The following is a 24,769-nucleotide window of genomic DNA, read 5'->3' on the forward strand; positions in this document are numbered from 1 at the left end:
TACACGTGCTAACTAAGCAGACATGAAGCTTGAAAAAGCATAAATCGCCCACTCGAACTGCCTCCTACTTACCAAGCAAGGCTCTTTTAAAAAGACATTGTCTTGCAACATCAGGAAGTAGCAAGACATGATTGAACTGGTCTTACCCAACTGCCATGCATTCAGATCTCAAGCAGAAGCACTGGAGGCCGCAATGTTTCGTCCGTGGAGATGTCGACGGATTCCTAGGACTTGGCCTCGATAACTTGATTCAAGTCCTCTTGATAATTGCCTTATGCCGCAACGTGCTCGGCTATCCGAATGAATTAGTTTTCGGCACAATCCTTCCTGCCACAGGAATAAGCCTGTTGATAGGCAACCTTGCCTACGCGCATCAGGCTCATCAACTTGCCAGCATCGAAAAACGTAGTGATCGGACAGCTCTGCCCTACGGAATTAACACCGTGAGCCTGTTTGCTTATGTGTTTTTGGTAATGCTCCCTGTGAAACTCACCGCACTGGGCCAGGGAATGGATGAGGCAAGCGCTGTTCGCCTCTCCTGGCAAGCAGGGATGGTGGCTTGCCTGGGCTCTGGGCTGATCGAAACAGTAGGGGCTTTTACAGCAGGGGTACTGCGTCGCTGGCTGCCTAGGGCTGCATTACTTGCCACTCTCGCCGGAATTGCTCTTGGCTACATCGCTCTTGGTTTTCTGCTGCGTACCTATGCCCAACCTGTAGTGGGGCTGACAGTACTAGCAATTGTTCTGGTCACCTATTACGGACGCTTGCGATTGCCCATTCCTGGTGGCTTGCTTGCTGTTGTTATTGGCGTGGGGCTTGCTTGGAGTACTGGATTAATCGATAGCGACGCTAGCCGTTGGAGTCAGGAAGCAAGTCAGATTGGCTTGCGCCTACCTCACCTAGAAATCGCCAATCTTTGGCATGCTCGTGGCCAGCTGCTGCCCTGGCTAGGGGTGATTGTGCCAATGGGCCTATTCAACGTGCTGGGTTCTCTTCAAAACATCGAAAGCGCAGAGGCGGCAGGTGATCGTTATTGCGTTCGAAGCTCTTTATTGATCGATGGCATCGGCACAATGGCTGCCGCAGGTCTGGGGTCTTGTTTTCCTACAACCATTTATATCGGCCATCCAGCCTGGAAGGAAATGGGGGCTCGCATTGGCTATTCCTGGCTAAATGGCTTGGTAATGGGTAGCGCTTGTCTTCTAGGTGTTTTTGGTTTGGTCGCAGAGTTGGTACCTATTGAGGCAGGCATGGCGATCGTGCTCTATATCGGCATCGTGATTGCTGCTCAAGCCTTTCAAGCCACGCCCAGCACCCATGCACCGGCAGTAGCTCTTGGCCTGCTTCCTGGATTAGCAGGATGGGGTGCATCACTGATCAAGGCTGGTTTGCGCGCAGGAGGAGCCGGAAGCAATTCAGAACCTTTTAATTCAGCTTTATTAGGAAGGCTTCAAGAAGCTGATGTATGGGCAAGTGGCGCTTTTGCCCTTGAGCAAGGACAAATTATTACCGCCATGCTGCTAGCGGCAATGTTGGTTTATGTGATCGAACAACGCTTTTTAGCAGCAAGCATTACTTCTTTCCTCGCATCTGCAGCCTCATGGATTGGGATCATCCACGCCTGGCGATTCACCCAGACCGATACTGTCCTGGAGCTTGGCTGGGGCGTTGGTAGCTCCTGGGCAATGGGCTATCTACTAATGGCAGTTGTGTTCATGCTCGCCGGTTTGCATCAGCGCAGATTGATTTCTGGTTGACAAAACTGTTTTCAAAATGCATAAGTTAAAGAAATGGGCGAAGACAATACTACTGGATCTATTCTGCCAGGCTGCTGCATCTCACTCCTCTACGTTTGTCGAATGGATGCCAAGAAATATTTACAACGATGACTGATGTCTAAGAGAATGACTCAATCCCAGTGGAACGGAGGCAGATCTTCTCTGACAACGATCTTGAGAATGTTATTGGTGGAGTTATGAGAGAAATAGTTTTGAATGAAGATGTTGATATTCGGGTTGAGGGGTATAAGTATTGGTTTAGAGCCAAGGCGTTGATAGCTAAATTTATAGTGCTAAGTAATTACTTACAAGCTTGAGATAATCTCAGTACACCGCTTTAGATGAGTGTTCAAATACCAAGACCAAAGTAAACCTATCTACCCTGTGATTGTAACGTACTTACTGGTCTCTCGGAAACGCAACATTATTGCCCCCCTAGATCCCATGCTGAAAAATGGGAGGCACTGCTTAGTGCATTATTGGGATTTTAGAAAGATGGATTCGTGTTGCCAATAGAGAGGACATATTGTGCATTTAACATGCCCCAGCCACCGAAAAAGTTCCACCAGCTATACCTTCCAGCTCTTCATCAGAAAGGTTTTGGCGGCCTTTATTGTCTGCAGCTAAGTCTTCAGCGGCTTTTCGAGTCGCAAGAGATATCTTTATGAGGGGATAGAATGCTGGGATGTTATAGCTTATTTAGCTCACCTGTTAGCTAGTTTCTCCGCTAAAAATTTCAATCATTGCTTGCAAAACTGGTCGTACTAACAACTTGCATTAATGCGAAAAACCTATGTAAAGCCTGACTTGATAGGCGCTTGTCTGGTCATACATAGTTCACGACAAATTGCATCAACGACCTTAGAACTGAAATCATCACTGAATGGTCCTGAGTGACCACAATGGTTCATACCGGAAATTTCATAGCGAGCAAGCTTCCTTTTGCGTTGCCATCGATTCCAGTTTGACAATGGCAACAGTGGCGAACGCCCGGGGTAAGCCACCTGACCAAGAGCCGCAACAGGGTCTTTCCCGCCAACGACCATAGCCACACGATTGATCTCCTCTAAAGCGCCATTCCCACTGAACACTCCACAGACAGTGATCACCTGTACTGGAACACGACAAAGTTGTTGCAAGATCTCCGCTGTGCCAATAGCCATTTCTCCTCCTCCGCTGTAACCCACTAATACCAGGCGCACAGCTTTACTGGGATGGAAGCCAAGCGATTCAAGACGACGGGCGATTTTCAAGGCAAGCTCATAATTCATCACTGGGCCATAACGGCGGTCAGAGGAAATTCCCACTTTGATCACATTATTGGCTTGTACACAAAAGGCGCTTAGAAAACGAACTAATGAATTGGGATGATGCTCTTGTAGAGAAAATAAACTTCGCCAGAACCACTGACTGTATAAATCTGAACGCAGTGCAACAGGCATGATTGTGTAAGCCTCAATGCCTTTGACTAAAATAGACTCATGATCAATTCCTTCTTCTAGTTGCGAGAGGAATCGACTAACCCGTGGAGGATGGTCTTCTTCACTTTGATGAATGCCATCCAGGTAAATGATGTAATGCCGATGTCCAGAAATATCCGGGGATCGTTCAGCAAATAGATGACTTGGGTCAGGAAGACCATCAAGCCACCCTTCCCAGAAGACAAAGTCAAGCATCACTGAGTAAATACCTGACAGAGGGACCAAGATGATCACCAGAAGTGCCGAAAGCTTAAGAAGCTCATCAATCGATTCGCTGGTTACTAATGCAATAGCATCGCGACGAATCACAGCTACGCACAGGAACAAAAGGATGGCTGAGGCCAGCATCAAAACAACAACTGTCCTGCGGCTTGTAAGCAGCAGCTCACGATGATGGCGAAGCGAAGATCTAGTCTTAGGCATGATCTCAGATCAGATCCAACTCATTGATTAAGAGCAACTTCTCTTGCTAGTTGGGCGTAACTTGATTTCCACCTCTGAGCAAACAAGAGCGCAATTAAAACAAGTGCCAAGGCAAAACCAGGAAGGGCCATGGCCAAGCCTTGCTGGAGAGGTATACCATAAAGAGCTTTTAATAAAACAACTACATTGAGGTGAATCCATGCGAAAAGTGTTACAGCAATTAGATCACTAATATAAGGAGCTCCGACAAGAATATAAAATAATCCTGGCCAAATCGCTGGTAGCATATGGTTTGCAAAAGTAATCGGATGTAAAGGCACAGCCTTTAGAGAAGTAAGTATCAAGCTGTCACAGAGAATCCCCAATAGAAAAGCTAGGCTTAGGCCTAGCGCATCAAAGAATAAATGCACGGCAATTTGAACAGGACCTAAACGATTAGCAAGGAGAGAAAAGAAATGTGCTGCTGACATTGAAAGGCCAACTGCCAGCAACAATTCAACTCCAGCCTCCATTTTAAGCAGTACCTCGGCCATGGAAACAAGGCCTTGACTGAGTCCACTTAAGCCCTGCAGAAGAGCGTCAGGCACGACGCATCTCCGGACGATTTACGATCCAGAGAACAAAAATTGAAAGAATAGCACTGTAGAAGCACCATACTGAATTGAAAGCCATGCTATACGTAAACAGTGTCAGAATGATAGATAATACAATTAAAACTCCGAAGAGTTTGACGGCTTTGTCTTTAAGAATTAGCAAAGGAATAACAATCCAACACCAATAAATTAGTTCTCCAATAGGCTCTGTATTGATGAAATTATGGAAGATGGTGTTGACGTTGTAGACGATCCTTCCGCCTGTCACTAGTCCTGGCTGGATCAACGGTGGATGTATTAATAAAGGCAGCCAGAATGAGATTCCAAGGATGGAACCAATAATCCAAACCCAGCGTAAAGCTCTCTTGACTCCTTCACTTTCGGAATGACGCCCAATCGAGTATGCGCTCCATGGAATCCATATCATCCAGAAGCAATAGGCAAAAAATAGAAAGCCAACAGAAGTAATTGAAGTGAGAGGTTCGACCGGTGAAGCTACTGTTTCTCCGTGACCTAATCCCACCCATACAAAACCCTCAATAAATTGCTGTAACCCGAAGAAGAACGGTACTAGGGCTAGAGGTTTGTAGCCGGGACGTTTCGCTTCAGACGCAAGATGGTGGGTATAAAGCCCTAAGGGCATGAGGACCGCTGCAGCCGTAAAGCTGGCTGACGCTGAGAAACACATTTGTATGCTTGTTTATGAGTATTTGCTCATTTTGGTCAGGTAACTCGACTTCGCCAAGTTACTTACTGAGAAGCTTTGAAATCAGCAACTTCAATGCCAGCGGATGAGACATCAATTGTTGATGCGTGATTACTGGAACGGCCTGTTGCTCACCCAGCGGTAATACGGCTTGCCAGCCTGGAACAACCATGACATCCCATCGACAGAAATAACTGCTGCATTCAATGTCTTCTAAGGCTGAAACGTCGCCGTTGAGCTGGCGCAGTAAGGGGCTGCCGCGCTTCATATCCGCTAAACCAGCAAACAAACAGGCGGGAATCCACTGGGCTGTGATGGTGCCTCGCTGTGGGCTTCCTACACTCAGAAAACGATGCGTTCGTCGTGATCCACCTAGTTGTTGCAGCCAAATTCGACTGATCACCCCTCCCATCGAAAATCCAAGTACATCGATAACCGTCTCGGCCCCCCACTGCTCAACGATGAGCTGATCCAACGTCTCCGCCAGCTTGGAAAGAGGAACAGCTCCCAGGCGATGAGGCAGATGGGGGATCTGTAGAGGTAGCTGATGCTGTTCGAGTGCCTTCACCAACCGCCTAAAAAGATGCGGGGTATCCCAAAGACCATGTACAAGCACCAATGGTCGACGGGGTTTCTCCACTGATGCGACATGCGTAAACATCGCGAAAAGCCTTGACAAAGATCAGGGTGTTGGCCAATTGCGACACCTTTCAACAGCCACACTGCCACTAAACCCTGGCACCGGCGCAGCACATTTACGCACAAGCACTCGCATCGGCACAGGACCGTAGAGATCTTCCAAGAGCACTAGCAATCGCTCGCTGAAGTGTTCGATGGTGAAACACTTCAGTTCAAAGGAGAGTTGTTGCATTGCACCAATAGCCAAGCTGTAGTCCGCAGTGGCATTGAGGTCATCATCCAGGGCAGCCTTGTCAAGGTCTAACCAAAGGCTGAAATCCAAGCTGAACCACTGCCCTTCACGTCTTTCATGGTCAAGCACACCCACGTGAGCCCACAAGCGCACATCGTTAACATGAATGGCTCCTAAAGGGAGACGATTGATCACAGCGGTAGGTCCCGGTGAGTGAACATGCATTCACCATTGGCATAGTCCGCCACAATGTGGCCTTGTCCACGCAACCGATAGCGATAGGTCACCAGCCCTTCCAAGCCAACTGGCCCCCTTGGAGGCAGTGTTTGAGTACTGATTCCAACCTCGGCTCCAAAGCCATAACGGAATCCATCGGCAAAACGCGTGGAGCAATTGTGAAAAACACCGGCACTATCGACAGCTTGGAGAAAACGCTCAGCCGTCTCCTGATCATTGCTGACAATCGCCTCCGTGTGACGGGAGCTATAGCGACGGATGTGATCCAGGGCTCCCTCTAGATCATGCACCACTTTCACTGACAGAATCAGATCGAGATATTCCGTAGCCCAATCCTCTTCACTTGCTGACTCTTCTACTCCTAAAGCCCGGCTAGCTGAATCGCCAAGCAGACGAACCCCGGCCTGACGAAAGGCAGGAATTGCAAGTTCTAAAAACGACGGTGCAATGGACTGATGAATGAGCAGAGTTTCAATAGCGTTGCATGCTGCGGGGTACTGGGTCTTGCTGTCGATTGCAATCTGGAGGGCCTGCTTCAGATCCGCTGCGGCATCGAGATAGAGATGACAGATTCCGTCTGCATGACCAAGAACCGGAATTCGTGTGTTGTCCTGAATGAAACGCACCAGTTCGTTGCTGCCGCGAGGGATGATCAAATCCACTAGGCCATCAAGGCGAAGTAGGGCAAGGCTTTCCTGACGGGTCGTGAGTAAGGCAATTGCCTCGGGATCGATCTCTGTTTCAGCCAGACCATTCTTCAACGCCTCAATGATGGCCTGATTGGTATGGCTTGCTTCGCTGCCGCCCTTGAGAAGTGCGCCATTGCCAGAGCGAATCGCCAGTGAAGCGATCTGAATCACGGCATCTGGGCGCGCCTCAAAGATGACCCCCAGGACTCCAAGAGGAACGGTGATGCGCTCCAGCACTAGGTCTTGATCCAGTTCACGATGCAACTGACGCAAACCAAGGGGATCAGATAACTGAGCCAATTGCCTGAGCCCCTCGATAGCCGAATTGAGTTTGCTTTCATCAAGCTTGAGCCGCGCCATCAGGGCAGTAGCAAGTCCCTCAGTTCGAGCCTTCTCTAAATCGAGTCGATTAGCCCTCACGATCTGCTCAGAGCTTGACAGCAAAGCATTGGCCATTGCTATCAGGGCCTTACGCCGCTGGTTGTCATCACTTTGTCCAAGAGCCATGGCTGCTTGCCGCACCTCTGCTGCAAGTCGTAGCAACTGGGCGGAAGGCTCAGGAACTCCAGGAGAAGTTGTCATCACAGCGCGGCACAGCTGTGCTCATCATTACGCCTCAAGGGGCATTGCCGACACTTAAGAGACGTTGAAGGGCAAGTCGAGCTGCCCCCAGGCGACCAGCTCCATTCCCAAGGGCACAGGAGCGAATCTGCAAACCCTCCCTGCTCACAGCTTGCACCCGCTTCTCTACTTCCTGACGGACCGCTGGTAGGAAATGAATTGCTCCACCTGCAAGACCTCCTCCGACCAGCACCAGCTGAGGGGTGAAAACATAGACGAGAGAACTGATTCCCACCCCAAGTTTGCGGCCATAGGTTTCCCAGATCTCGAGAGCCTCGCGATCGCCAGAAGCAGCTCGTTCGCTTAATTCTTCTGGGTCCCCAGCCCATAGTCGTTGAAGGGCGCCAATGCTGGCGTACTGCTCTAGGGAGCCTTGGTTGCCACTGTTGCAGCTGGGCCCTTCCGAATCCACCCCAATCAGACCAGGCTCGGCTGCAGCCCCGTTATGACCGACAAACAATTGCCCCCCAAGCATGACGCCCCCACCGACTCCGGTGCCAAGAGTGAGCAGAACGACGTTTTGAAAATCTTGGGCCGCGCCCTGCCATGCTTCACCAACGAGAGCACAGTTGCCATCATTCGCCAGGGTGACGTGCCGATTCAGTCGTGGTTCCAACCAGTCGGCTAAAGGAACCTCCAGCCATCCAGGCAGGTTGATACAGACCCTGGCGACCCGCCCTTCAGCATCCATTGGTCCTGGTAAGCCCACTCCCACAAATGCAGCATGATGGTTTGGATCAACAGTCTCGATAGCTTCGCAAAGAGCAACTGTGACAGCACCTGGCACCGAGGGTTGAGGGGTTGGCAACTCGGTTTCTGCCAACAGATGGCCCTGCTGATCAAATCGACCTAACTTGATCGCGGTACCTCCCAAATCGACACCGATGAACTGAGCTGAGTCGGTTGCCAACTGGTCAAAAGCGGAAAAATAATTGCAATTGGCTCTGCCAAATTCCCTGGCTGTCTATAGAGCCTGAGAGATTCATGCTGGGACTGATTTGATAAGTAAGGGTGCCTTGCGGAGGAATATCGTTGCGGTCTGGTGTCGCCAAAATAGAAACGTTAAGTCGCTTAGTGATATCAATACCAATGTCTGTGACCAACTCGAGCGTGGGTGGGACTTGCCCAGAAACGCGCTCTTGTTGACTCGTCACAACCGGCGAGACGTATGCAGGATAAAGGGCAATTTGCATTCGCTGACTGAAAGCATCAGAGATTGTTCCAAGAACAGGCGTGAGAAGAGATTGACCGATCACAGTCGCTAGTGCCGCACCACCACCTTCTTCCGACAACCCTGCCAGTGAATTTCCTCCAATTAACCCCAGCAATTGAGCACGAGGCAGTGAAGGCGAGCTGCGTAAGTCAATGTTTTGGAAAAGACGATTTGCAGGTCCCTCGGCCTTCACCATCACTTTGATCAAGCGGAACTGTCCTCCGGCCCCAAGAGCACCTGTTCCATTGGTATCAAATACATTCGCTGATGCGGCATTACTGTCGGTGCCGATGCTGATGCTGTCGGAGACCTGGCTGTTCATGGCGACATCAACGTAAGGGATTAGGCCCAGAGAAGGAGTAAACACAGCGACATTCGCAGCTCGCTGATCAAGACTGAAGAACGTCGTAAAAAGATTCAGCCGCCCATTCAGTAGCCGAATCACACCACGAGCCTGAAGCTTTGGATCTAGGGGGCCATTCAAGCTGAGCAACCCTTCTGTACTGAAATTGGCCAGCGCATTGGCAGTGATACGCAAATTTGGCCCCAGCTTTAAACGCAGGTTGTCGAAGCTGATGGAGGGGATGTTGGGAATAACGGAGCTCAACATCTTGCTCCGACTGACCTCTACATCTGGTCCAAGCAAGACCAAGGGTTTCTTGAAATCCCACTGCTCCTCAAGCAGGGTGTTGGCATTAACAACTTTGGGGCTGCTGGAAGTCGCTATCGCCTCTCCGGCTCCAGGCCTTTTGGTGGATTGAATGGCAGAGTTGATCGGTCGCAGAAGCCCTGATCCGGCGGGTGAGATCGTTCCTTCTTTGATCGTGAGCTCACCGCCAATCAAGGGTTTCAGTAAGGCACCCGTGAACTTGAGCTTGGCGGCCACCCCTACATCAGCCTTTGGTAACTTAAAACGGGACTTACTGATCTCGATCGTCAGGGGTTGGTCTTCAGGTGCAGGGTGAAGCAAGGCAATGGATCCCGCACCTTGCAAGATGCCCTTCGAACCAATCTTTGCGTTGAGACGCTGCACCTCAAGGCGATTGAAGTCAAAAACCATGGCAGCCTCCAACCCCTTGACAACTTGTTCCATGACGACGAATTCGCCGTTTTGCACCACCAAAAATCCATTCGCCTGAGGAGCGCTAAGGCTGCCGCTAAACAACAACTTGAGGTCGGAGTTACCGCCCTTCCAGGCGACCGCACCTTCAGCAAAATCAGCCAGAAAATGTAGGCCGTCGCCGTGGCTCTCAACCCTGACGTCTATCGGCAAGGAGGGATCCAGAGGCACTTGACCGGTAATGGTTACAGCCTCTTTGGAAGAAGAGCTTCGCAGCGCCAAGTCGAGGTTCAGGAGGGCATCATTCAAGAGAATCTGCCCTTTGTCCAAGCTCAATGAGCTTTCAGCCAATCTGGCGCTTTCCATCACTAGATCAGCTGTGATCTCAGGGGTTCCCCGTCTGAGGTTGTATCGACCCGAAAGTCCCAGAGCGCCCCGCAGTGCTTGAGGTAGAGGTGCAACCAACGAAAGCAGAGAAAAGGGAACGTGAAGCAGTGAAAACGACCCTTCCCCACCATGCAGAGGTCCTTGAATCGAGGCGAAAATGGGTTTGACTTGTAGGGCGTGATCCTGATCCTCACCTTCTGTCCAGAGATGACCGCTGGCCTTTAGCCCCAGATTGAGCTTGGACAGATCGGGACCCTTCAGATCGATCACCGCATCCATCTGCCCACGTAGATCTTCTGGATGGATGATCCTGCTACGACGATTTTGCTGGTCGAAACGATTGACGGAAGCCTGCGCCGCTGCCAAGACTTTGAGCTGATCATCTAGAGACCTTCCCAAGGTTTGCATCAACAGAGTGCCCAGATCTTGGGCTCGCCCAATCGAAGCTGGAAGAACATCATTAAAATTAGAAAGTTGCTCTGCACTAGAGATCAGCCAACGCGCGCTTAGACCGCGTGCCTTTGCCTGAGCAGAGAGTTCGCCACCAAGGCGACCTCCCGCTGCAAGATTGATCAGGCCTGTATCCGCTGGTAGCAGCTCACCAGTCAGGTTGTAGCGCTGGTTGGCAACCCTCCCCTGAAGCAAAGCCTGTTGAAATTGCAGGCCCATCAACCCTGGATTGCTGATGGTGACTTGGCCTTCCATGGCCAGGGGCTGAAGGCCAAGGCTGCCTGACCCGCTGAGTTGACCATAAACGCCTTCAAATCGCTGCTTTGCAGACAGGGCCGCCTCAATCCCATCCACTTTGAAGTTGTTCAACTCCCAGCGATAGCGAGCTGGGATGCCGTTTAGCGAGAGACGGCCATCGCCACGGTTAATCGCCAACTCCTGTGGCAACCAGTCGCGTCCCAATCGAGCTGAGAGCTGCCCAGGGATCACTGCCCCCACTGATTCCATCAGCAGAGTGCTACCCCCAGTAGGGAGTCCGGCCAAGTTCCCTTGCCAATCTTCCAACAACCGCAACCCTCCCGCCTCTGGATTCACCACCCGGAGGGAAAGATTTGGACGAAGGGCCGAGAATGGCCCTCTCACCTGACCTGAAGCAGCAAGGGTTCCAGCCAAAGAGGTGCCGAGAAGCGGACCAACACCAGCTAAAGGGAAAGGACTCAAATTCAGATTGGCCTGCAGTTCTCCACTGCGTAGGCGTCCTTGATCAACTGAGAGAGGCAAGTCCGCCACAACTTTGAGCAGGGGACTGTTGAACTGCCTTAAGCGCAGCAGACCGGAATCTGCTGACCACCCAGCTTGCAGAGACCAGGTTTCCAGTAAAGGATTTCGTTGCTGAGCAAGGCTTAGCTGAAGTTGGGGACTCGATGAAGGGCCCTCAAGCTGAAGCTTGCCTTTGATCAAGGATTGGCTGCCGAGAAGATCAGCAAGCACAGGGATGCGCTGCCATGCAGGTCCTGCAAATTCCAGGCGCTGGGTGCTCAGCCCTAACTCGGGATAGAGGGGCCCCCTTGCACGGACCTGAAGACCTGGACCACGAACATCAAACGTGTCAATAACGGCCCTGAAGGCCTTGGGATTGCGCCAGTTGGTGCGCATCTGCAAGTTCAGTTGCAGCGGACCATCAACGGGGATCTTTGGGGCAAGAATCCAACGGCCACTGGCGTGCAGATTGGGCTCATGCCAAGGTCCATTGATACGGGCTTGGAAGGCATGCCCTTGTTGCCCCTGGTTGACCTTGAGGTCGAGGTTGTAGGAGTGATTGAGACGAGCACCTCCCTTGAGAGAAGCGGTCCAAGGGCCGTAACGCCACTGGCTGAGAGGTAACTGAAGACGATCTTGACGACAGTTGATCTTGGCTTCACGAGATGAGAGTGGCTTTTTGAGGGGACCACCCGCTAATTGGAATCGAACCAATGACAGGGATCCCTTGCAGCCCATACGTCCCTGATTAAGACTCACTTGGAGGTCACCGCCAATCTGACCCTGCATTTGCATGGGCAGCGTTCCCGGCAAAAGCCCCTGCAATGGTTTAAGGCTGATTTGGTCCAAACGAGCATGGGCCTGAAGCTCTAAACGATCCCAGCGCCCACGGCCCTTTAGGAAGAATCTTCCACGATCTGGCAATACAAATTGGACAGACCCATTGGCCCATCCCTCCGCCAACTGAAGGTCTGCCCGTGTGGTGGCGGTGAACTCCAAGTTTGCGGGTTCGATGCGGACCCTGGCGGGCTGAGTCAACCGCAGCTGAAGATCAACCTTTGGGGGAGGCTCGCCTTTGGATGGACCAGGGACCCAGTAAAAACCCTTGTGATTACGACGCAGCGTTAACCGTGATCCTTCAAGGGTGAGTACGGCAACGGGTCGCAAACGGAACAGGCTGGCCATTGGGGCAAGGCTGATGGTTAGACCAGAGAGCGATGCTGTGGAATCGTCATGACTTCCAGACAGCACTTCAGTGGGACCAATGGCCATACCCCAGGGCCGCAGGCCCTGATAGGCACCAATTTTTAAAGGATGGCCTAGAGGTTTAGAAAGCTGTTGCTCCAGTTGCGGACGCAGACGTTCAAGAAGGGCCGCAACAACTCGATCGGCGCCAACCCAAACAACCAAGCTGCTGGTTAGCAGTAGAACAGCAGGGCGTTTCCATCGCCCTTTAGCCAAAGATTGACTCTTCTCTCCCATCGATTTGAGTCAACCTTCCTGGGAGCGTGCGAAATATAAGTAGTTCTCCTGAGGTTCACCAGTCCATGTCCATTCCAGAGCTGATTGAAACCGCAACCGGATGGCTTGCCTGGTCAGGCCTAGCCCTAACCCTAATGACCCTGATTGCTTTCTTGGTTCGTTGGGGACAACGCTTCCGGCTGGTGGGAGTGACCAGCTTCACCCTTCTTCTTTTGGCAAGCTGTTGGGCTTTTGGCGTGAGCTATACCCCCCCCCTCAAGGTGGAAGGAGCTCTGGTGGTACCCGTGGTATTTGACAACAGCACGGACCTTGTTGTCGCCCAGGTCCCCGACGACTTTCCGGATGAAGCGGTCGAAGCCACATTGGAGCAACTAGCAGGCAACATCCATCGCGGTGGATATAACGGCAGTGAAGTGCATGTGCGGCTACGCAGGCTGGAATCGGTTGGAGAGGGTGTCAGTCAACCCGTCATCCTCGGCGAAGTCATACGCGACTTGCGTCAGAACATCACGCTGCCATTAGCCGAAAAAAGTGATGCAGGTTGATCAACCTCTGGGAGATTTACCTCAGAGCTTTCGTGACGAACAAGCCCTGCTCGTGGCCGCAGGGATCACAACATGGAGCGCATTGAAACGCCTCGAGGACCAGGACCTCAACCGACTTGCTAAGGGAGGGCTTGCGACGACCCGCAACCTGAAACGATTGCGAGGCATGGCGGCACTTATTTGTGATCTAGATCTAGAACTGGCGGATGCTGCCTTGCTGATCCACTCCGGGCTAGCCACTGCAGCTGCTTTGGCCGCTGCGACTCCACAGGATGTTGTGCATCAGACGGGACGGTTACAACGCCAACTCAATAACCATCGACAATCGAGCGTGGACCTTGCTATAGCGAATCGCTGGATCCAGCTTGCTCGTACTAGGCAACTGCAGAACTGACCTAGCGAAGCCCCACAATCCCGGCAAGAGTGCCTCAAATGAACACAGCGTGAATCTTTGGGACCAATGCGCTATTTGCCAGCGCTGATCGTCGTAGCCCTTGCCAGTGCTTCGGATGTCAAGGCGCAGTCCAGCCTTCTTGAAAGCGTCAAAAACAACCCAGGCGAAGCGCGCGAATTGTGCAGTCAATTTAAGACTCTCAATACCAAAGGGGTTTCTGCTTATTCATCTCAAGCGATCTCAGAAGTCGCCCGCCAACGCAATCTCAGCTCCAATAACGCTGAGATTCTGGCCACCTATGTGATTGGAATGAACTGCCCGGATGTGCGTTGAAGGTCGAACGAGCTCTGGATCCGTGAACTGGCACGATGCCTCGCTGACACTCTCTGACGGGGTCAAGCTCGTTGCCAGGTTATGGGTCCCGAAAGGTGAGGGACCCTGGCCTGCTCTCGTGATGCGTCAGCCCTACGGACGTGCGCTCGCCTCAACTGTGACTTACATCCATCCTGGTTGGTGGGCAAGTCACGGCTATCTGGTCGTGGTCCAGGACGTACGTGGTCAAGGGGATTCCGAAGGCCACTTCAATGGCTTCCTGCAAGAAGCTTCTGATACCAGTCAGACGCATGCATGGGTTCGGGAGTTACCAGAATGCAATGGCCGCCTTGGAACCTATGGGTTTTCCTATCAGGGCCTAACACAGCTGCTTGCCGAACCCGGGACGCCGCCACCGGACTGTCTGGCACCAGCGATGGCAGGAGTTGATGAGCGCAACCATTGGAGTTGTGAGGGAGGTGCTCACTGGTGGCATCTTGGCTTGGCCTGGGGGCTGCAACTTGCAGCACTACAAGCTCGTCGCTGTAGCAACTGGGAAGCATGGAGAGAGCTTCGCCGCAGTTTGGAAGACGACAGCTACCTGTATGAGGGTCAGGCACTTCTGAAACGCCACGATCCCGATGGAATGAGTTTGAGATGGCTACAGCAAGCGAGCCAAAACGATCAAGACTGGGTTGTGCACAAGCCCTTGGATTCCTGGCTTCGTCAACCGATGCTGCTTCTGGGTGGCTGGTGGGACCCCCATTTGAATGGCCTGCTTGATCTCTATCAACGATCAAGCCAAGTAGGTGGTAGTCCAGAACTTCACATCGGTCCAGCGACTCACCTGCAGTGGTGGCCTGATGCACAGCAACTTCAGCTGGAGTTCTTTGATCGCCATCTGCAATCTTCGAAAGCCTTAACGAATTCAAGAACCCATGGGCGGATCTGGAATATCACGTCTTGTTCTTGGCAGACATTTGCAAGCCCCACCCAGACCACAACATCAGCCCATGCCGGCTGGAGTCTTGTCAGTGGAGGGATGGCCTGCTTGGACCCCTCAGAAGGCACCCTGCATCAGAACAAGAAAGGTGGCGGCGTGGTTTATGTGGTCCATGACCCTTGGCGACCGGTTCAAGCAGTGGGAGGACATCTCAGCCCAAAACCAGGAGTTGCTGAGCGCAGCGCCGTGGACCAGCGCGCCGATGTGGCTACCTTCACAAGTACTGCTTTGCAGGAACCTCTCCAACTCAATGGGATCCCATTACTGCAGCTGTCCGTGCAGTCAGATCAACCGGGATTTGACCTTTGCGTTGCCCTCTCCATTGTTAATCGCAGCCACAACGAGGTGAAGCAGCTCTCAACAGGTTTTCTGCGTGTGCAAGGAGAGCAGGCCCTGCGCATGCTGCCGCGCAAGGTGAAACTTCAACCAATACTTGCAGACCTGCAGCGAGGAGAACATCTGCGCCTATCTCTCGCAGGTGCAGCCTGGCCGGCCATTGGTGTCAACCCAGGCCACGATCGTCATCCCTGTGGCCCTCCAGGACCCCATTGCCAAGTGGTGACCATGACACTGCAGCTCAATGGATCCAAGTTGAGGCTTTTGCCATGGAACTCCGGCAAAATAGATTTCGATTTGCCCCAAGAGTTTTGAAGCTGTCTGTTTGCCTGCTGAGCCTATCCCTTGGATTGCCCATGGGCCTGAGTGCACTAACCCTTCCGACTGTGGCAGCGCAGGAGACCATTCAAAAGACCACCTTGAGCCCTGCTGAGGCGACAAAAACAGCGCAAATCCTGCTCAAGGCATTAGTGGTGCAAGACGCGAAAACCATCTATGGCCAACTTTCAGAACCCCTGCGCAGCAGCACCACCACTGAACGGATCCAACAACGTCTGAAAAGGCGCCCTCAAGTCAAGTCAAGTCGCATTGTCGACGTCTCACCAGGCATAGACGACACCACTGTCGACGCCATGGTTGAGACCATCGATGGCGACGTCCCGTTGATCATGGTTCTCGATCAGAAAGGGAAATTGATCGCATGGAAATGGAGTGGTGAAGCATTGCCGATCGAGCAATCAGCCATTGATTTCGTTAACGATTTGGTATCTGCTCGCTGGATCGCTGCGCGTTCCTTTCTTGAACTGAGCTTTCAACAGGAGTTGAAACCACAAGACTTGCAACGCAAGTGGACAAAACTCAATCGCGTCACCGGAGGTTTCCAAAAGGTGAAAGATGCGATTGTTGCCAGCCAAGGCGGGGAACAGCAGCTGGTTCTAGTGACCATTGAGTTTGGCGATTTAACAGACAACCTTTTTGTCATTTTCAACAGTCAAGGGGAGATCATCAACGTGGATTTCTCAGCGGATCTGGTCTGATTGATCAGCGTTCGCTGATTCAACTGCTCACTCTGGTGCTCAGTCTGCCCTTGCGGTCCATGAATCGACCTAAGCTCCCGGCCATCGATGTCCTTGCCCCATGACCACCAGTGTTGCCCTCGACTGGGTGGTTCAAGACGGCCAAAGACTTGCTGAATGTCGCCACGATCATCCTTTCTCTCTGCTGGGTCCTCAATCCCATGAGGGGCAATGGATCGTGCGCATCTGGATGCCGGAGGCAAGCCAAGTAGAGCTGCTTTGTGATGGCAGAACGACTGCCATGACAACGCCCAATCACTCCTGGATCTTCGAAGCAGCTCTCAACCAAGATCCCGGCCGCACATACCAGTTGCGGGTTAAACGCGCAGGAATCGTGCATGAGCAGCACGACCCCTGGGCCTTCCACGATGAATGGATGGGGGAGATGGACCGTCACCTCTTTGCGGAGGGTAACCATCACCACATTTGGCAACGCATGGGCGCTCATCTGATGGAGCGTGAGGGTGTTGAGGGAGTGATGTTCTGCCTCTGGGCACCCCATGCATGCAGTGTGGCTGTTCTCGGAGAATTAAACGGATGGGATGGCCGTCATCATCCGATGCAGCGTCGCCAGGGAGGCCTTTGGGAGCTGTTTATTCCTGGGTTTAAAGAAGGGACCCTTTATAAATACGAAATCCGAACCCAGGACGGCCATTGCTATCAGAAAGCTGATCCTTATGGTTTCCAGCACGAGGTGCGCCCAGCGACAAGCTCCGTAGTCGCGAGGCTTGATCGCTATCAATGGCAGGACGAGCAATGGATGCGGCAACGGGATAGTCGTAATGCTCTCGATCAGCCAATTTCTGTCTATGAAATGCATTTAGGCAGCTGGATTCATGCAGCAACAGATGAACCGTATATCGAGTTGGATGGCACGCCCCGGGCGCCGGTTCTCGCTGCTGACATGAAGCCCGGAGCTCGTCTCCTGACCTATCCCGAACTAGCCGACCAGTTAATCCCCTACGTGAAAGATCGGGGATTCACCCACATCGAACTGATGCCAATCTCAGAGCATCCATTTGATGGCTCATGGGGATACCAGGTCACAGGGTGGTATGCACCCACCAGCCGATTTGGAAGTCCGGATGAATTCCGTGCATTTGTTGATCGCTGCCACGCCGAAGGTTTAGGTGTGATCATCGATTGGGTTCCAGGCCATTTCCCTAAGGATGGTCATGGCTTGGCCTTCTTTGATGGAACCCATCTCTACGAACATTCTGATCCACGCATTGGTGAACACAAGGAATGGGGCACGCTGATCTTCAACTACAGCCGCAACGAGGTGCGCAACTTTCTCGTTGCCAATCTTGTCTATTGGTTTGAGCAATTCCATATTGATGGTATTCGTGTTGATGCGGTGGCTTCGATGCTTTATCGCGACTATCTGCGACCTGATGGAGAATGGATTGCCAATGAAGATGGAGGGCGAGAAAATACAGAAGCAGTTCGATTCCTCCAACAGGCCAATCACGTTCTCTTCCAGCACTTCCCTGGAGCACTTTCAATTGCAGAGGAGTCAACAACTTGGCCCATGGTTACTCAGCCCACTGATATGGGCGGCCTGGGATTCAACCTTAAATGGAATATGGGTTGGATGCATGACATGCTCGATTATTTCGAGTTAGATCCTTGGTTTAGGCAGTTTCACCAGAACAACATCACTTTTTCGATCTGGTATACCTACACCGAAAACTTCATGCTGGCACTTAGTCATGATGAGGTTGTGCATGGTAAAAGCAATCTTCTCCATAAGATGCCCGGAGATGACTGGCAGAAATGTGCAAATGTTCGTGCATTGCTTGCCTATATGTGGACCCATCCTGGCAAGAAAACTATCTTCATGGGAATGGAATTTGGTCAACGATCGGAATGGAATGTATGGGGAGATCTGCAATGGGAGCTGTTGACACATGATCCTCATAAGGGTCTGCAGAAATTGGTTGATGACCTCAACACTTTTTATAAAGCCGAGCCTGCTCTATGGAAAGATGACTTTGATCAATATGGATTCCAATGGATTGATTGCAATGATAATCGTCATTCTGTAATCAGCTTTATGCGTCGTGAAAGTAGTGGCGGAACTTGGCTTGTCGTCGTCGCCAACTTCACACCGCAAAGTCATTCAAATTACAGAATTGGCGTGCCTATTGGTGGCTATTATGAGGAAGTTTTTAACACAGACAGCTCTTGTTACGGTGGTAGAAATCTCGGCAATATGGGCGGTAAAAACACTGATCAATTCAATATCCATGGATATGAGCAGTCTCTTGAACTCTGCCTACCAGCGCTGAGCGTGCTGGTCTTCCGTCATGACCCGAAGCGAAGTCTTTGAGTGCAGCCAAAGCCAATGAACATGTGACGAAGCTGCGTTCTCAACATCACTGATGGCCTTAACAACAACGGCCTTCAGGTAGGTTTTCTGACTGATCCTGACCCTTGTAATGAGCGACTCCCAGCCCTTATTGCTCCGCGCTGCGCGTGGTGAGTCGGTCGAGCGGACCCCTGTGTGGATGATGCGCCAGGCGGGACGCTACATGAAGGTTTACCGGGATCTCCGGGACCGTTACCCCAGTTTTCGAGAGCGTTCTGAAAATCCTGATCTCTCTTACCAGATCTCGATGCAGCCCTTTGAAGCATTCCAGCCTGATGGGGTGATTTTGTTCTCAGACATCCTCACTCCCTTGCCCGGCATGGGCATCGACTTCGACATCGTTGAAAGCAAGGGCCCCCTCATCCAACAGCCGATTCGCAGCCTCAGCCAAATTGAGGCTCTTCAGCCATTGGAGCCAAACGCAACCATGCCTTTTGTTGGCGAGGTGCTCGGACGCCTGCGCGAGAGCGTTGGTAATAAGGCTGCTGTGTTGGGTTTTGTGGGGGCTCCCTGGACCCTTGCTGCCTATGTGGTTGAGGGCAAAAGCAGCAAGAATTACGCCGTGATCAAGGCGATGGCTTTCCAGCAGCCAGATCTTCTGCATCGTTTGCTCAACCATTTCGCTGAATCGATTGCCACTTATTTGCGTTATCAAATCGATTCCGGCGCCCAGGTCGTGCAGATGTTTGATTCCTGGGCCGGTCAGCTCAGCCCGGCCGACTACGACACCTTTGCAGCGCCTTATCAAAAAAGAGTCGTAGACCTGGTGAAATCCACTCATCCCGACACTCCAATGATTCTCTACATCTCCGGCAGCGCTGGAGTGTTGGAACGAATGGGGCGCACAGGCGTCGATATCATCTCTCTTGACTGGACTGTTGATATGGCCGATGGCTGCGCTCGACTTCCCGAGCACTTAGGTGTGCAAGGCAATGTTGACCCTGGCCTGTTGTTTGGCACACCAGAAGCGATTCGAGAGCGAATTGTCGATGCAGTTCGCAAGGCTCGAGGTCGCCGGCACATCCTCAACCTCGGCCATGGCATCCTGCCTGGAACACCTGAGGACAATGCCAAGGTGTTTTTCGAAACTGGCAAGACTGTTGACAATCTGATCGGATCTGCCGCTTGACTCCTGCCCGGATCCTGATCACAGGAGCCAGCGGCTGTGTTGGGCAGTACACAGCCGCCTGGCTACTAGAAAACTCCGATGCCGAGTTACTGCTCTGGCTCAGAGACCCGGCCAAACTCACGGCCATCTCAGCGCAACACCCACGTGTTCAACTGCTGGTTGGAGATCTACGTGACCCCCATTGTTTTGCTAATCAGCTAGCCACGGTCAGCCGTGTGATTCATACGGCAACGGCCTGGGGGGATCCAGAGCGAGCCCATCAAGTGAATGTTGTGGCTGTTAAAACTCTGCTCGGGCTTCTCAATCCAGAGGTTCTTGAGCAGATCACTTATTTCTCCACGGCAAGCATCCTCAATCGGGATCTTCAGCCATTGCCAGAAGCTCTTGCGTATGGCACTGAATACATTCAAACCAAGGCTCAGTGCCTCCAGGACCTTGAGCACCATCCGTTGGCTGATCGGATCGTGGCTGTTTTTCCTACGCTCGTTTTCGGGGGAAGGGTCGATGGCACGAGCCCATTTCCTACCAGCTATCTCACTGAAGGGTTAGAAGAAGCAAGCCGCTGGCTTTGGCTGGCACGCTGGCTACGGGCTGATGCCAGCTTTCATTTCATTCACGCAGCTGATATTGCTTGCATATGTGGCCACTTGGCAACGACCCCCAAACTCCCCAATCGAGAGGCTGGGCAGGGAGCTGTTCGGCGTTTGGTTATGGGTCAACCCGCAATCTCTGTGAATCAAGCTATAGCGACTCTTTGTCGCTGGCGTGGGCTCAGGCAGACGCCTGGTTTACCCCTGTGGGGTTGGCTGATTGAGGCTCTGATCAAGGTGCTACCGATCGAAATCAATGCCTGGGATCGCTTCAGTATCAAACAACGGCACTTTGTGCATGATCCAATTACAACACCAGAACGTGTCGGAGGTCACAGCCATGCAGCCACACTTGAAGCCGTGTTAGCAGATTCAGGGCTGCCGCAGCGAGGAAAAGTTCACAATAAGGGTTAAAGTGTTCATAGAAATGATGTAAGCCCTCATGGCCTCAATGCTTCGCTCTATCGCAGCAGCTGCCTGCGCCCTGCTCTTGGTGATTGGGCTTGGAGTTTCTTCTGTTCAGGCTGCCACTACTGAAGTGAAACTAGGCAGCGATTCAGGCATGCTTGCTTTCGAACCAAGCTCTATAACGATTCAAGAAGGAGACACGATCAAGTTCGTCAATAATAATCTCGCCCCACATAACGCTGTATTTGAAGGCCACGATGAGTTAAGTCACTCTGATCTAGCCTTTGCTCCGGGTGAATCTTGGGAAGAAACATTCACAACAGCTGGCACTTATGATTTCTACTGTGAGCCCCATCGTGGCGCTGGCATGGTTGGAAAGGTTACTGTTGAATGAGTTAAATTAACTGACCGATAAGTAGGCATTAGAGACCCTAAAAATATCAAGCCTGAGGCAACTATTTTTTTTGTTTCTACATTTTTATTATTGGATGATATAGGTTTGATCACTCAAACAAGTCTGCAAAGGTTACTCGCTGGTTTGCAGGCGTCAAAGCTTGGATATATTATTAAACTAAGAATGTATATGATGCAATGACACGAGAGGGCCTGTCTGATCTTCTCCATGCCGCTGAGCACAGTTTAACGCTACGAGGCCAGCTGAAGAATTGCTCTAATGATCAGGAGTTAATAGATCTAGCTAAAGATTATGGTTTTCCTGTCAAGCTTTGCGACCTTCAAAATGAGGCTGAGTCACAGCAGATAGAGGATTGGTTTAGAAAAAGTAGAATCTCTCCAATTCGCAAATGATTGGCTTGAATGCAAGTGGCTACAAGTCTTTAAATATTTGCTGGTGAAATGGTTGAAGGTCACGGTGCTTATATTGAATTAAGGTATAAGCACGATTGGTGTCAGTAGTAATACATTTTGCTTAGAGTAAAGGATAATCTAAATATTGGGTAGGCCGTTGTATTTGGATCAAGAGAATGCTAAAAGTTTAAGCCATGAAGAGATGATCTAATCGTGCATAGATGGTTGATCTATAGGCTTCTTTAAACCAACAAATAAATACCTTAATGCATAGATGACAGTTATTGATGACGAATTCAGCAATGAGGTTTGATTTGTCTCTTGGTGGTGCTTACCACACTCTGCCGAAAGAGCCGTACCAATCAGAACGGTTTACCGCTTGGCGCTAATGGTTAGTCGACATACGGTTGAATCAACGTAAAAGACCACATGCAACCTACGGCGGATCAATTTACCGAAAAAGGCTGGGCAGCAATCGTTTTGGCCCAACAACTTGCCCAACAACGCAAGCACCAGCAACTGGAAACAGAGCATTTGTTGTTGTCACTGCTCCAGCAAAACGCTTTGGCAGGAAGAATCCTAGAAAAAGCAGGTGTGTCGATCGGCAACTTGCAAACAGCCGTGGAGGCACACCTGCAAGAACAGCCCACTCTGCAGGCTGCGCCAGACTCTGTCTATCTGGGCAAGGGAGTCAATGATCTTCTCGATCAAGCTGAGAAACATAAGCAAGCTTTTGGCGATAGTTTCATCTCGATTGAACATCTGTTACTTGCATTGGCCGGGGACAATCGTTGCGGCCGCAAGTTGCTCAATCAAGCGGGCGTGGATGCCGGCAAACTAAAGGTTGCAATTGACGCGGTACGCGGAAACCAGAAGGTGACCGATCAGAACCCAGAAGGAACTTACGAATCTCTCGAAAAATATGGCAGAGACCTGACTGCTGCTGCTCGCGAAGGCAAACTCGACCCTGTCATCGGCAGGGACGATGAGATTCGACGCACGATTCAGATTCTTAGTAGGCGCACCAAAAACAACCCTGTCCTCATTGGGGAGCCAGGGGTGGGAAAAACCGCAATTGTTGAAGGCCTCGCACAGCGGATTGTTAATGGCGATGTACCTGCAGCCCTTCAGAACAGACAGTTAATCGCCCTTGATATGGGTGCTTTGATTGCAGGGGCGAAATATCGAGGTGAATTCGAAGAGCGACTCAAGGCGGTGCTCAAAGAAGTTACCGCCTCTGAAGGACAAATCGTACTTTTTATTGATGAAATCCATACTGTTGTAGGAGCTGGAGCGACCGGTGGGGCAATGGATGCCAGCAATCTGCTTAAGCCAATGCTGGCTCGAGGGGAACTGCGCTGCATTGGTGCAACGACCCTTGATGAGCACCGACAGCACATCGAAAAAGACCCCGCTTTAGAAAGAAGATTCCAACAAGTGCTTGTGGATCAACCCACAGTGCAAGACACGATCTCCATACTGCGTGGTCTCAAAGAACGCTACGAAGTGCATCATGGTGTGCGCATTGCTGATAACGCCCTAGTTGCTGCAGCTGTGCTCAGTAGCCGATATATTGCCGATCGTTTTTTGCCAGATAAAGCCATCGATTTGATGGATGAATCTGCTGCACGGCTGAAAATGGAAATCACTTCCAAGCCTGAGGAAATTGATGAAATCGATCGCAAGATTGTGCAGCTCGAGATGGAGAAGCTTTCCCTAGGACGTGAGTCCGACTCCGTTAGTAAGGAAAGGTTGGAAAAACTAGAACGCGAACTTGCTGAATTAGCAGAGCAACAAAGTGCCCTCAATGCACAGTGGCAACAAGAAAAAGGTGCGATTGACGACCTTTCTTCGCTCAAAGAAGAAATCGAACGGGTCCAATTGCAAGTTGAGCAAGCCAAGCGCAGCTACGACCTCAACAAGGCAGCTGAACTGGAGTATGGAACTCTGGCGGGATTGCAGAAACAACTCAACGAGAAAGAAACTGCCCTGGCCCAAGATGGAGAGGCAGGCGATAAATCACTGCTGCGAGAGGAGGTTACGGAAGACGATATTGCTGATGTCATCGCTAAATGGACCGGGATTCCCGTCGCCAAGCTTGTGCAGTCGGAAATGGAAAAGCTGCTTGGACTTGAAGCAGAACTCCACCAACGTGTGATTGGCCAAGAACAGGCTGTGCAAGCTGTTGCGGATGCGATTCAGCGTTCTAGGGCAGGTTTAAGTGATCCCAACCGCCCGATCGCAAGTTTTTTATTTCTAGGCCCCACTGGTGTCGGTAAAACGGAGCTATCCAAAGCATTGGCCTCTCAACTGTTTGACAGCGAGGCGGCTTTGGTTCGAATCGATATGTCTGAGTATATGGAGAAGCACAGTGTCAGCAGACTGATTGGGGCACCTCCGGGTTATGTCGGCTATGAGGCCGGTGGACAGCTCACCGAAGCCGTACGCAGACGCCCTTATGCGGTAATCCTGTTCGATGAAGTGGAGAAGGCACACCAAGATGTGTTCAATGTGATGTTACAGATCCTTGATGATGGACGTGTCACCGATGGTCAGGGTCGCACAGTTGATTTTACAAATACGGTGCTAATTCTTACCAGTAATATTGGCAGCCAGTCGATTCTCGACTTGGGAGGTGATGATAGTCAATACGGGGAAATGGAGCGGCGAGTTCATGATGCTTTGCACGCTCATTTTAGGCCTGAGTTTCTCAACCGCCTGGATGAAACAATCATCTTTCATAGTCTCAGGCGCGAGGAACTGCGTCAGATCGTTGCCCTTCAGGTCAATCGGCTGCGTGAGCGTCTTTGCGATCGCAAGCTTGGCCTAGAGATCAGTGATACAGCAGCTGATTGGCTCGCCAATGCTGGCTATGACCCTGTTTATGGGGCTAGACCCCTTAAGCGAGCGATACAACGCGAGCTTGAAACTCCAATAGCCAAAAGTATCCTTGCGGGCCTTTATGGAGATAGTCAGATTGTGCATGTGGATGTGGATCAGGAGCGTCTGAGTTTTCGCTAATGCTTATCCCCTTCGCGCTCCCATTAG

20 protein-coding genes are annotated in these 24,769 nt (G+C 51.4%); 12 read left to right on the top strand and 8 right to left on the bottom strand.

Annotated features, from left to right (window positions below; all coding sequences use genetic code 11):
• The first annotated feature begins 155 nt into the window (after positions 1-155).
• Positions 156-1,757, top strand: a complete 1,602-nt coding sequence (locus tag PMIT1303_RS04465) for a hypothetical protein (RefSeq protein WP_063397695.1) — start codon at positions 156-158, stop codon at positions 1,755-1,757.
• An 812-nt stretch (positions 1,758-2,569) separates the two neighbouring features.
• Here PMIT1303_RS04465 and PMIT1303_RS04470 read toward each other — a convergent pair.
• From PMIT1303_RS04470 to PMIT1303_RS04505, 8 genes are read right to left on the bottom strand one after another with little or no spacing between them, the layout of a single operon-like run.
• A complete protein-coding gene (locus PMIT1303_RS04470; protein ID WP_063397696.1) occupies positions 2,570-3,682 on the bottom strand; it encodes a hypothetical protein in 1,113 nt (370 codons plus the stop codon).
• Positions 3,683-3,702: 20 nt separating this feature from the next.
• Positions 3,703-4,215, bottom strand: coding sequence for a hypothetical protein (locus tag PMIT1303_RS04475; protein WP_063397756.1), 513 nt, complete (start codon positions 4,213-4,215; stop codon positions 3,703-3,705).
• A 46-nt stretch (positions 4,216-4,261) separates the two neighbouring features.
• Positions 4,262-4,963 carry a hypothetical protein gene (locus tag PMIT1303_RS04480; protein ID WP_063397697.1) on the bottom strand — a complete coding sequence of 234 codons (702 nt, stop codon included), beginning with the start codon at positions 4,961-4,963 and terminating at the stop codon, positions 4,262-4,264.
• A 58-nt stretch (positions 4,964-5,021) separates the two neighbouring features.
• Positions 5,022-5,642: a triacylglycerol lipase gene (locus PMIT1303_RS04485; protein WP_063397698.1), complete on the bottom strand. Its 621-nt coding sequence runs from the start codon at positions 5,640-5,642 to the stop codon at positions 5,022-5,024.
• A gap of 21 nt (positions 5,643-5,663) precedes the next feature.
• Positions 5,664-6,077: a dihydroneopterin aldolase gene (locus PMIT1303_RS04490; RefSeq protein ID WP_063397699.1), complete on the bottom strand. Its 414-nt coding sequence runs from the start codon at positions 6,075-6,077 to the stop codon at positions 5,664-5,666.
• Complete coding sequence (locus PMIT1303_RS04495) at positions 6,044-7,360, bottom strand: glutamate-5-semialdehyde dehydrogenase (RefSeq protein ID WP_063397700.1); 1,317 nt, start codon at positions 7,358-7,360, stop codon at positions 6,044-6,046. Before PMIT1303_RS04495 ends, PMIT1303_RS04490 begins: the two co-directional genes overlap by 34 nt.
• Before the next feature lie 34 nt (positions 7,361-7,394).
• Complete coding sequence (locus PMIT1303_RS04500) at positions 7,395-8,309, bottom strand: ROK family protein (protein ID WP_063397701.1); 915 nt, start codon at positions 8,307-8,309, stop codon at positions 7,395-7,397.
• 4 nt (positions 8,310-8,313) lie between these two features.
• Complete coding sequence (locus PMIT1303_RS04505) at positions 8,314-12,750, bottom strand: translocation/assembly module TamB (RefSeq protein ID WP_063397702.1); 4,437 nt, start codon at positions 12,748-12,750, stop codon at positions 8,314-8,316.
• A 65-nt stretch (positions 12,751-12,815) separates the two neighbouring features.
• Here PMIT1303_RS04505 and PMIT1303_RS04510 point away from each other — a divergent pair, with 65 nt between their 5' ends.
• The 11 genes from PMIT1303_RS04510 to clpB all read left to right on the top strand — a co-directional run bounded on the left by PMIT1303_RS04510 (position 12,816) and on the right by clpB (position 24,742).
• The gene (locus tag PMIT1303_RS04510; protein WP_063397703.1) at positions 12,816-13,295 is read left to right on the top strand and encodes a Ycf51 family protein; all 480 of its coding nucleotides are present in this window, start codon (positions 12,816-12,818) and stop codon (positions 13,293-13,295) included.
• The gene (locus PMIT1303_RS04515) at positions 13,285-13,689 is read left to right on the top strand and encodes a DUF4332 domain-containing protein (protein ID WP_063397704.1); all 405 of its coding nucleotides are present in this window, start codon (positions 13,285-13,287) and stop codon (positions 13,687-13,689) included. The genes PMIT1303_RS04510 and PMIT1303_RS04515 overlap by 11 nt, the downstream gene beginning before the upstream one ends.
• 66 nt (positions 13,690-13,755) lie before the next feature.
• Complete coding sequence (locus PMIT1303_RS04520) at positions 13,756-14,022, top strand: hypothetical protein (RefSeq protein ID WP_063397705.1); 267 nt, start codon at positions 13,756-13,758, stop codon at positions 14,020-14,022.
• Positions 14,012-15,655 carry a CocE/NonD family hydrolase gene (locus PMIT1303_RS04525; RefSeq protein WP_063397706.1) on the top strand — a complete coding sequence of 548 codons (1,644 nt, stop codon included), beginning with the start codon at positions 14,012-14,014 and terminating at the stop codon, positions 15,653-15,655. Before PMIT1303_RS04520 ends, PMIT1303_RS04525 begins: the two co-directional genes overlap by 11 nt.
• Entirely contained in the window at positions 15,610-16,377 is a 768-nt protein-coding gene (locus PMIT1303_RS04530) for a DUF3887 domain-containing protein (RefSeq protein ID WP_063397707.1), read from the top strand. Before PMIT1303_RS04525 ends, PMIT1303_RS04530 begins: the two co-directional genes overlap by 46 nt.
• A gap of 100 nt (positions 16,378-16,477) precedes the next feature.
• Positions 16,478-18,748, top strand: a complete 2,271-nt coding sequence (glgB, locus tag PMIT1303_RS04535) for a 1,4-alpha-glucan branching protein GlgB (RefSeq protein WP_063397708.1) — start codon at positions 16,478-16,480, stop codon at positions 18,746-18,748.
• Positions 18,749-18,857: 109 nt separating this feature from the next.
• Entirely contained in the window at positions 18,858-19,916 is a 1,059-nt protein-coding gene (hemE, locus tag PMIT1303_RS04540) for a uroporphyrinogen decarboxylase (RefSeq protein WP_063397709.1), read from the top strand.
• Positions 19,913-20,920: an NAD(P)-dependent oxidoreductase gene (locus tag PMIT1303_RS04545; protein ID WP_063397710.1), complete on the top strand. Its 1,008-nt coding sequence runs from the start codon at positions 19,913-19,915 to the stop codon at positions 20,918-20,920. Before hemE ends, PMIT1303_RS04545 begins: the two co-directional genes overlap by 4 nt.
• 28 nt (positions 20,921-20,948) lie before the next feature.
• Positions 20,949-21,308: a plastocyanin gene (gene petE / locus PMIT1303_RS04550; RefSeq protein ID WP_063397711.1), complete on the top strand. Its 360-nt coding sequence runs from the start codon at positions 20,949-20,951 to the stop codon at positions 21,306-21,308.
• 197 nt (positions 21,309-21,505) lie between these two features.
• Positions 21,506-21,721, top strand: coding sequence for a Nif11-like leader peptide family natural product precursor (locus PMIT1303_RS14325; RefSeq protein ID WP_063397712.1), 216 nt, complete (start codon positions 21,506-21,508; stop codon positions 21,719-21,721).
• A gap of 429 nt (positions 21,722-22,150) precedes the next feature.
• A complete protein-coding gene (gene clpB / locus PMIT1303_RS04560; RefSeq protein WP_063397713.1) occupies positions 22,151-24,742 on the top strand; it encodes an ATP-dependent chaperone ClpB in 2,592 nt (863 codons plus the stop codon).
• The last annotated feature ends 27 nt before the right edge of the window (positions 24,743-24,769 follow it).

Source organism: Prochlorococcus sp. MIT 1303 (genome assembly GCF_001631965.1).
Taxonomy (GTDB): domain Bacteria; phylum Cyanobacteriota; class Cyanobacteriia; order PCC-6307; family Cyanobiaceae; genus Prochlorococcus; species Prochlorococcus marinus_D.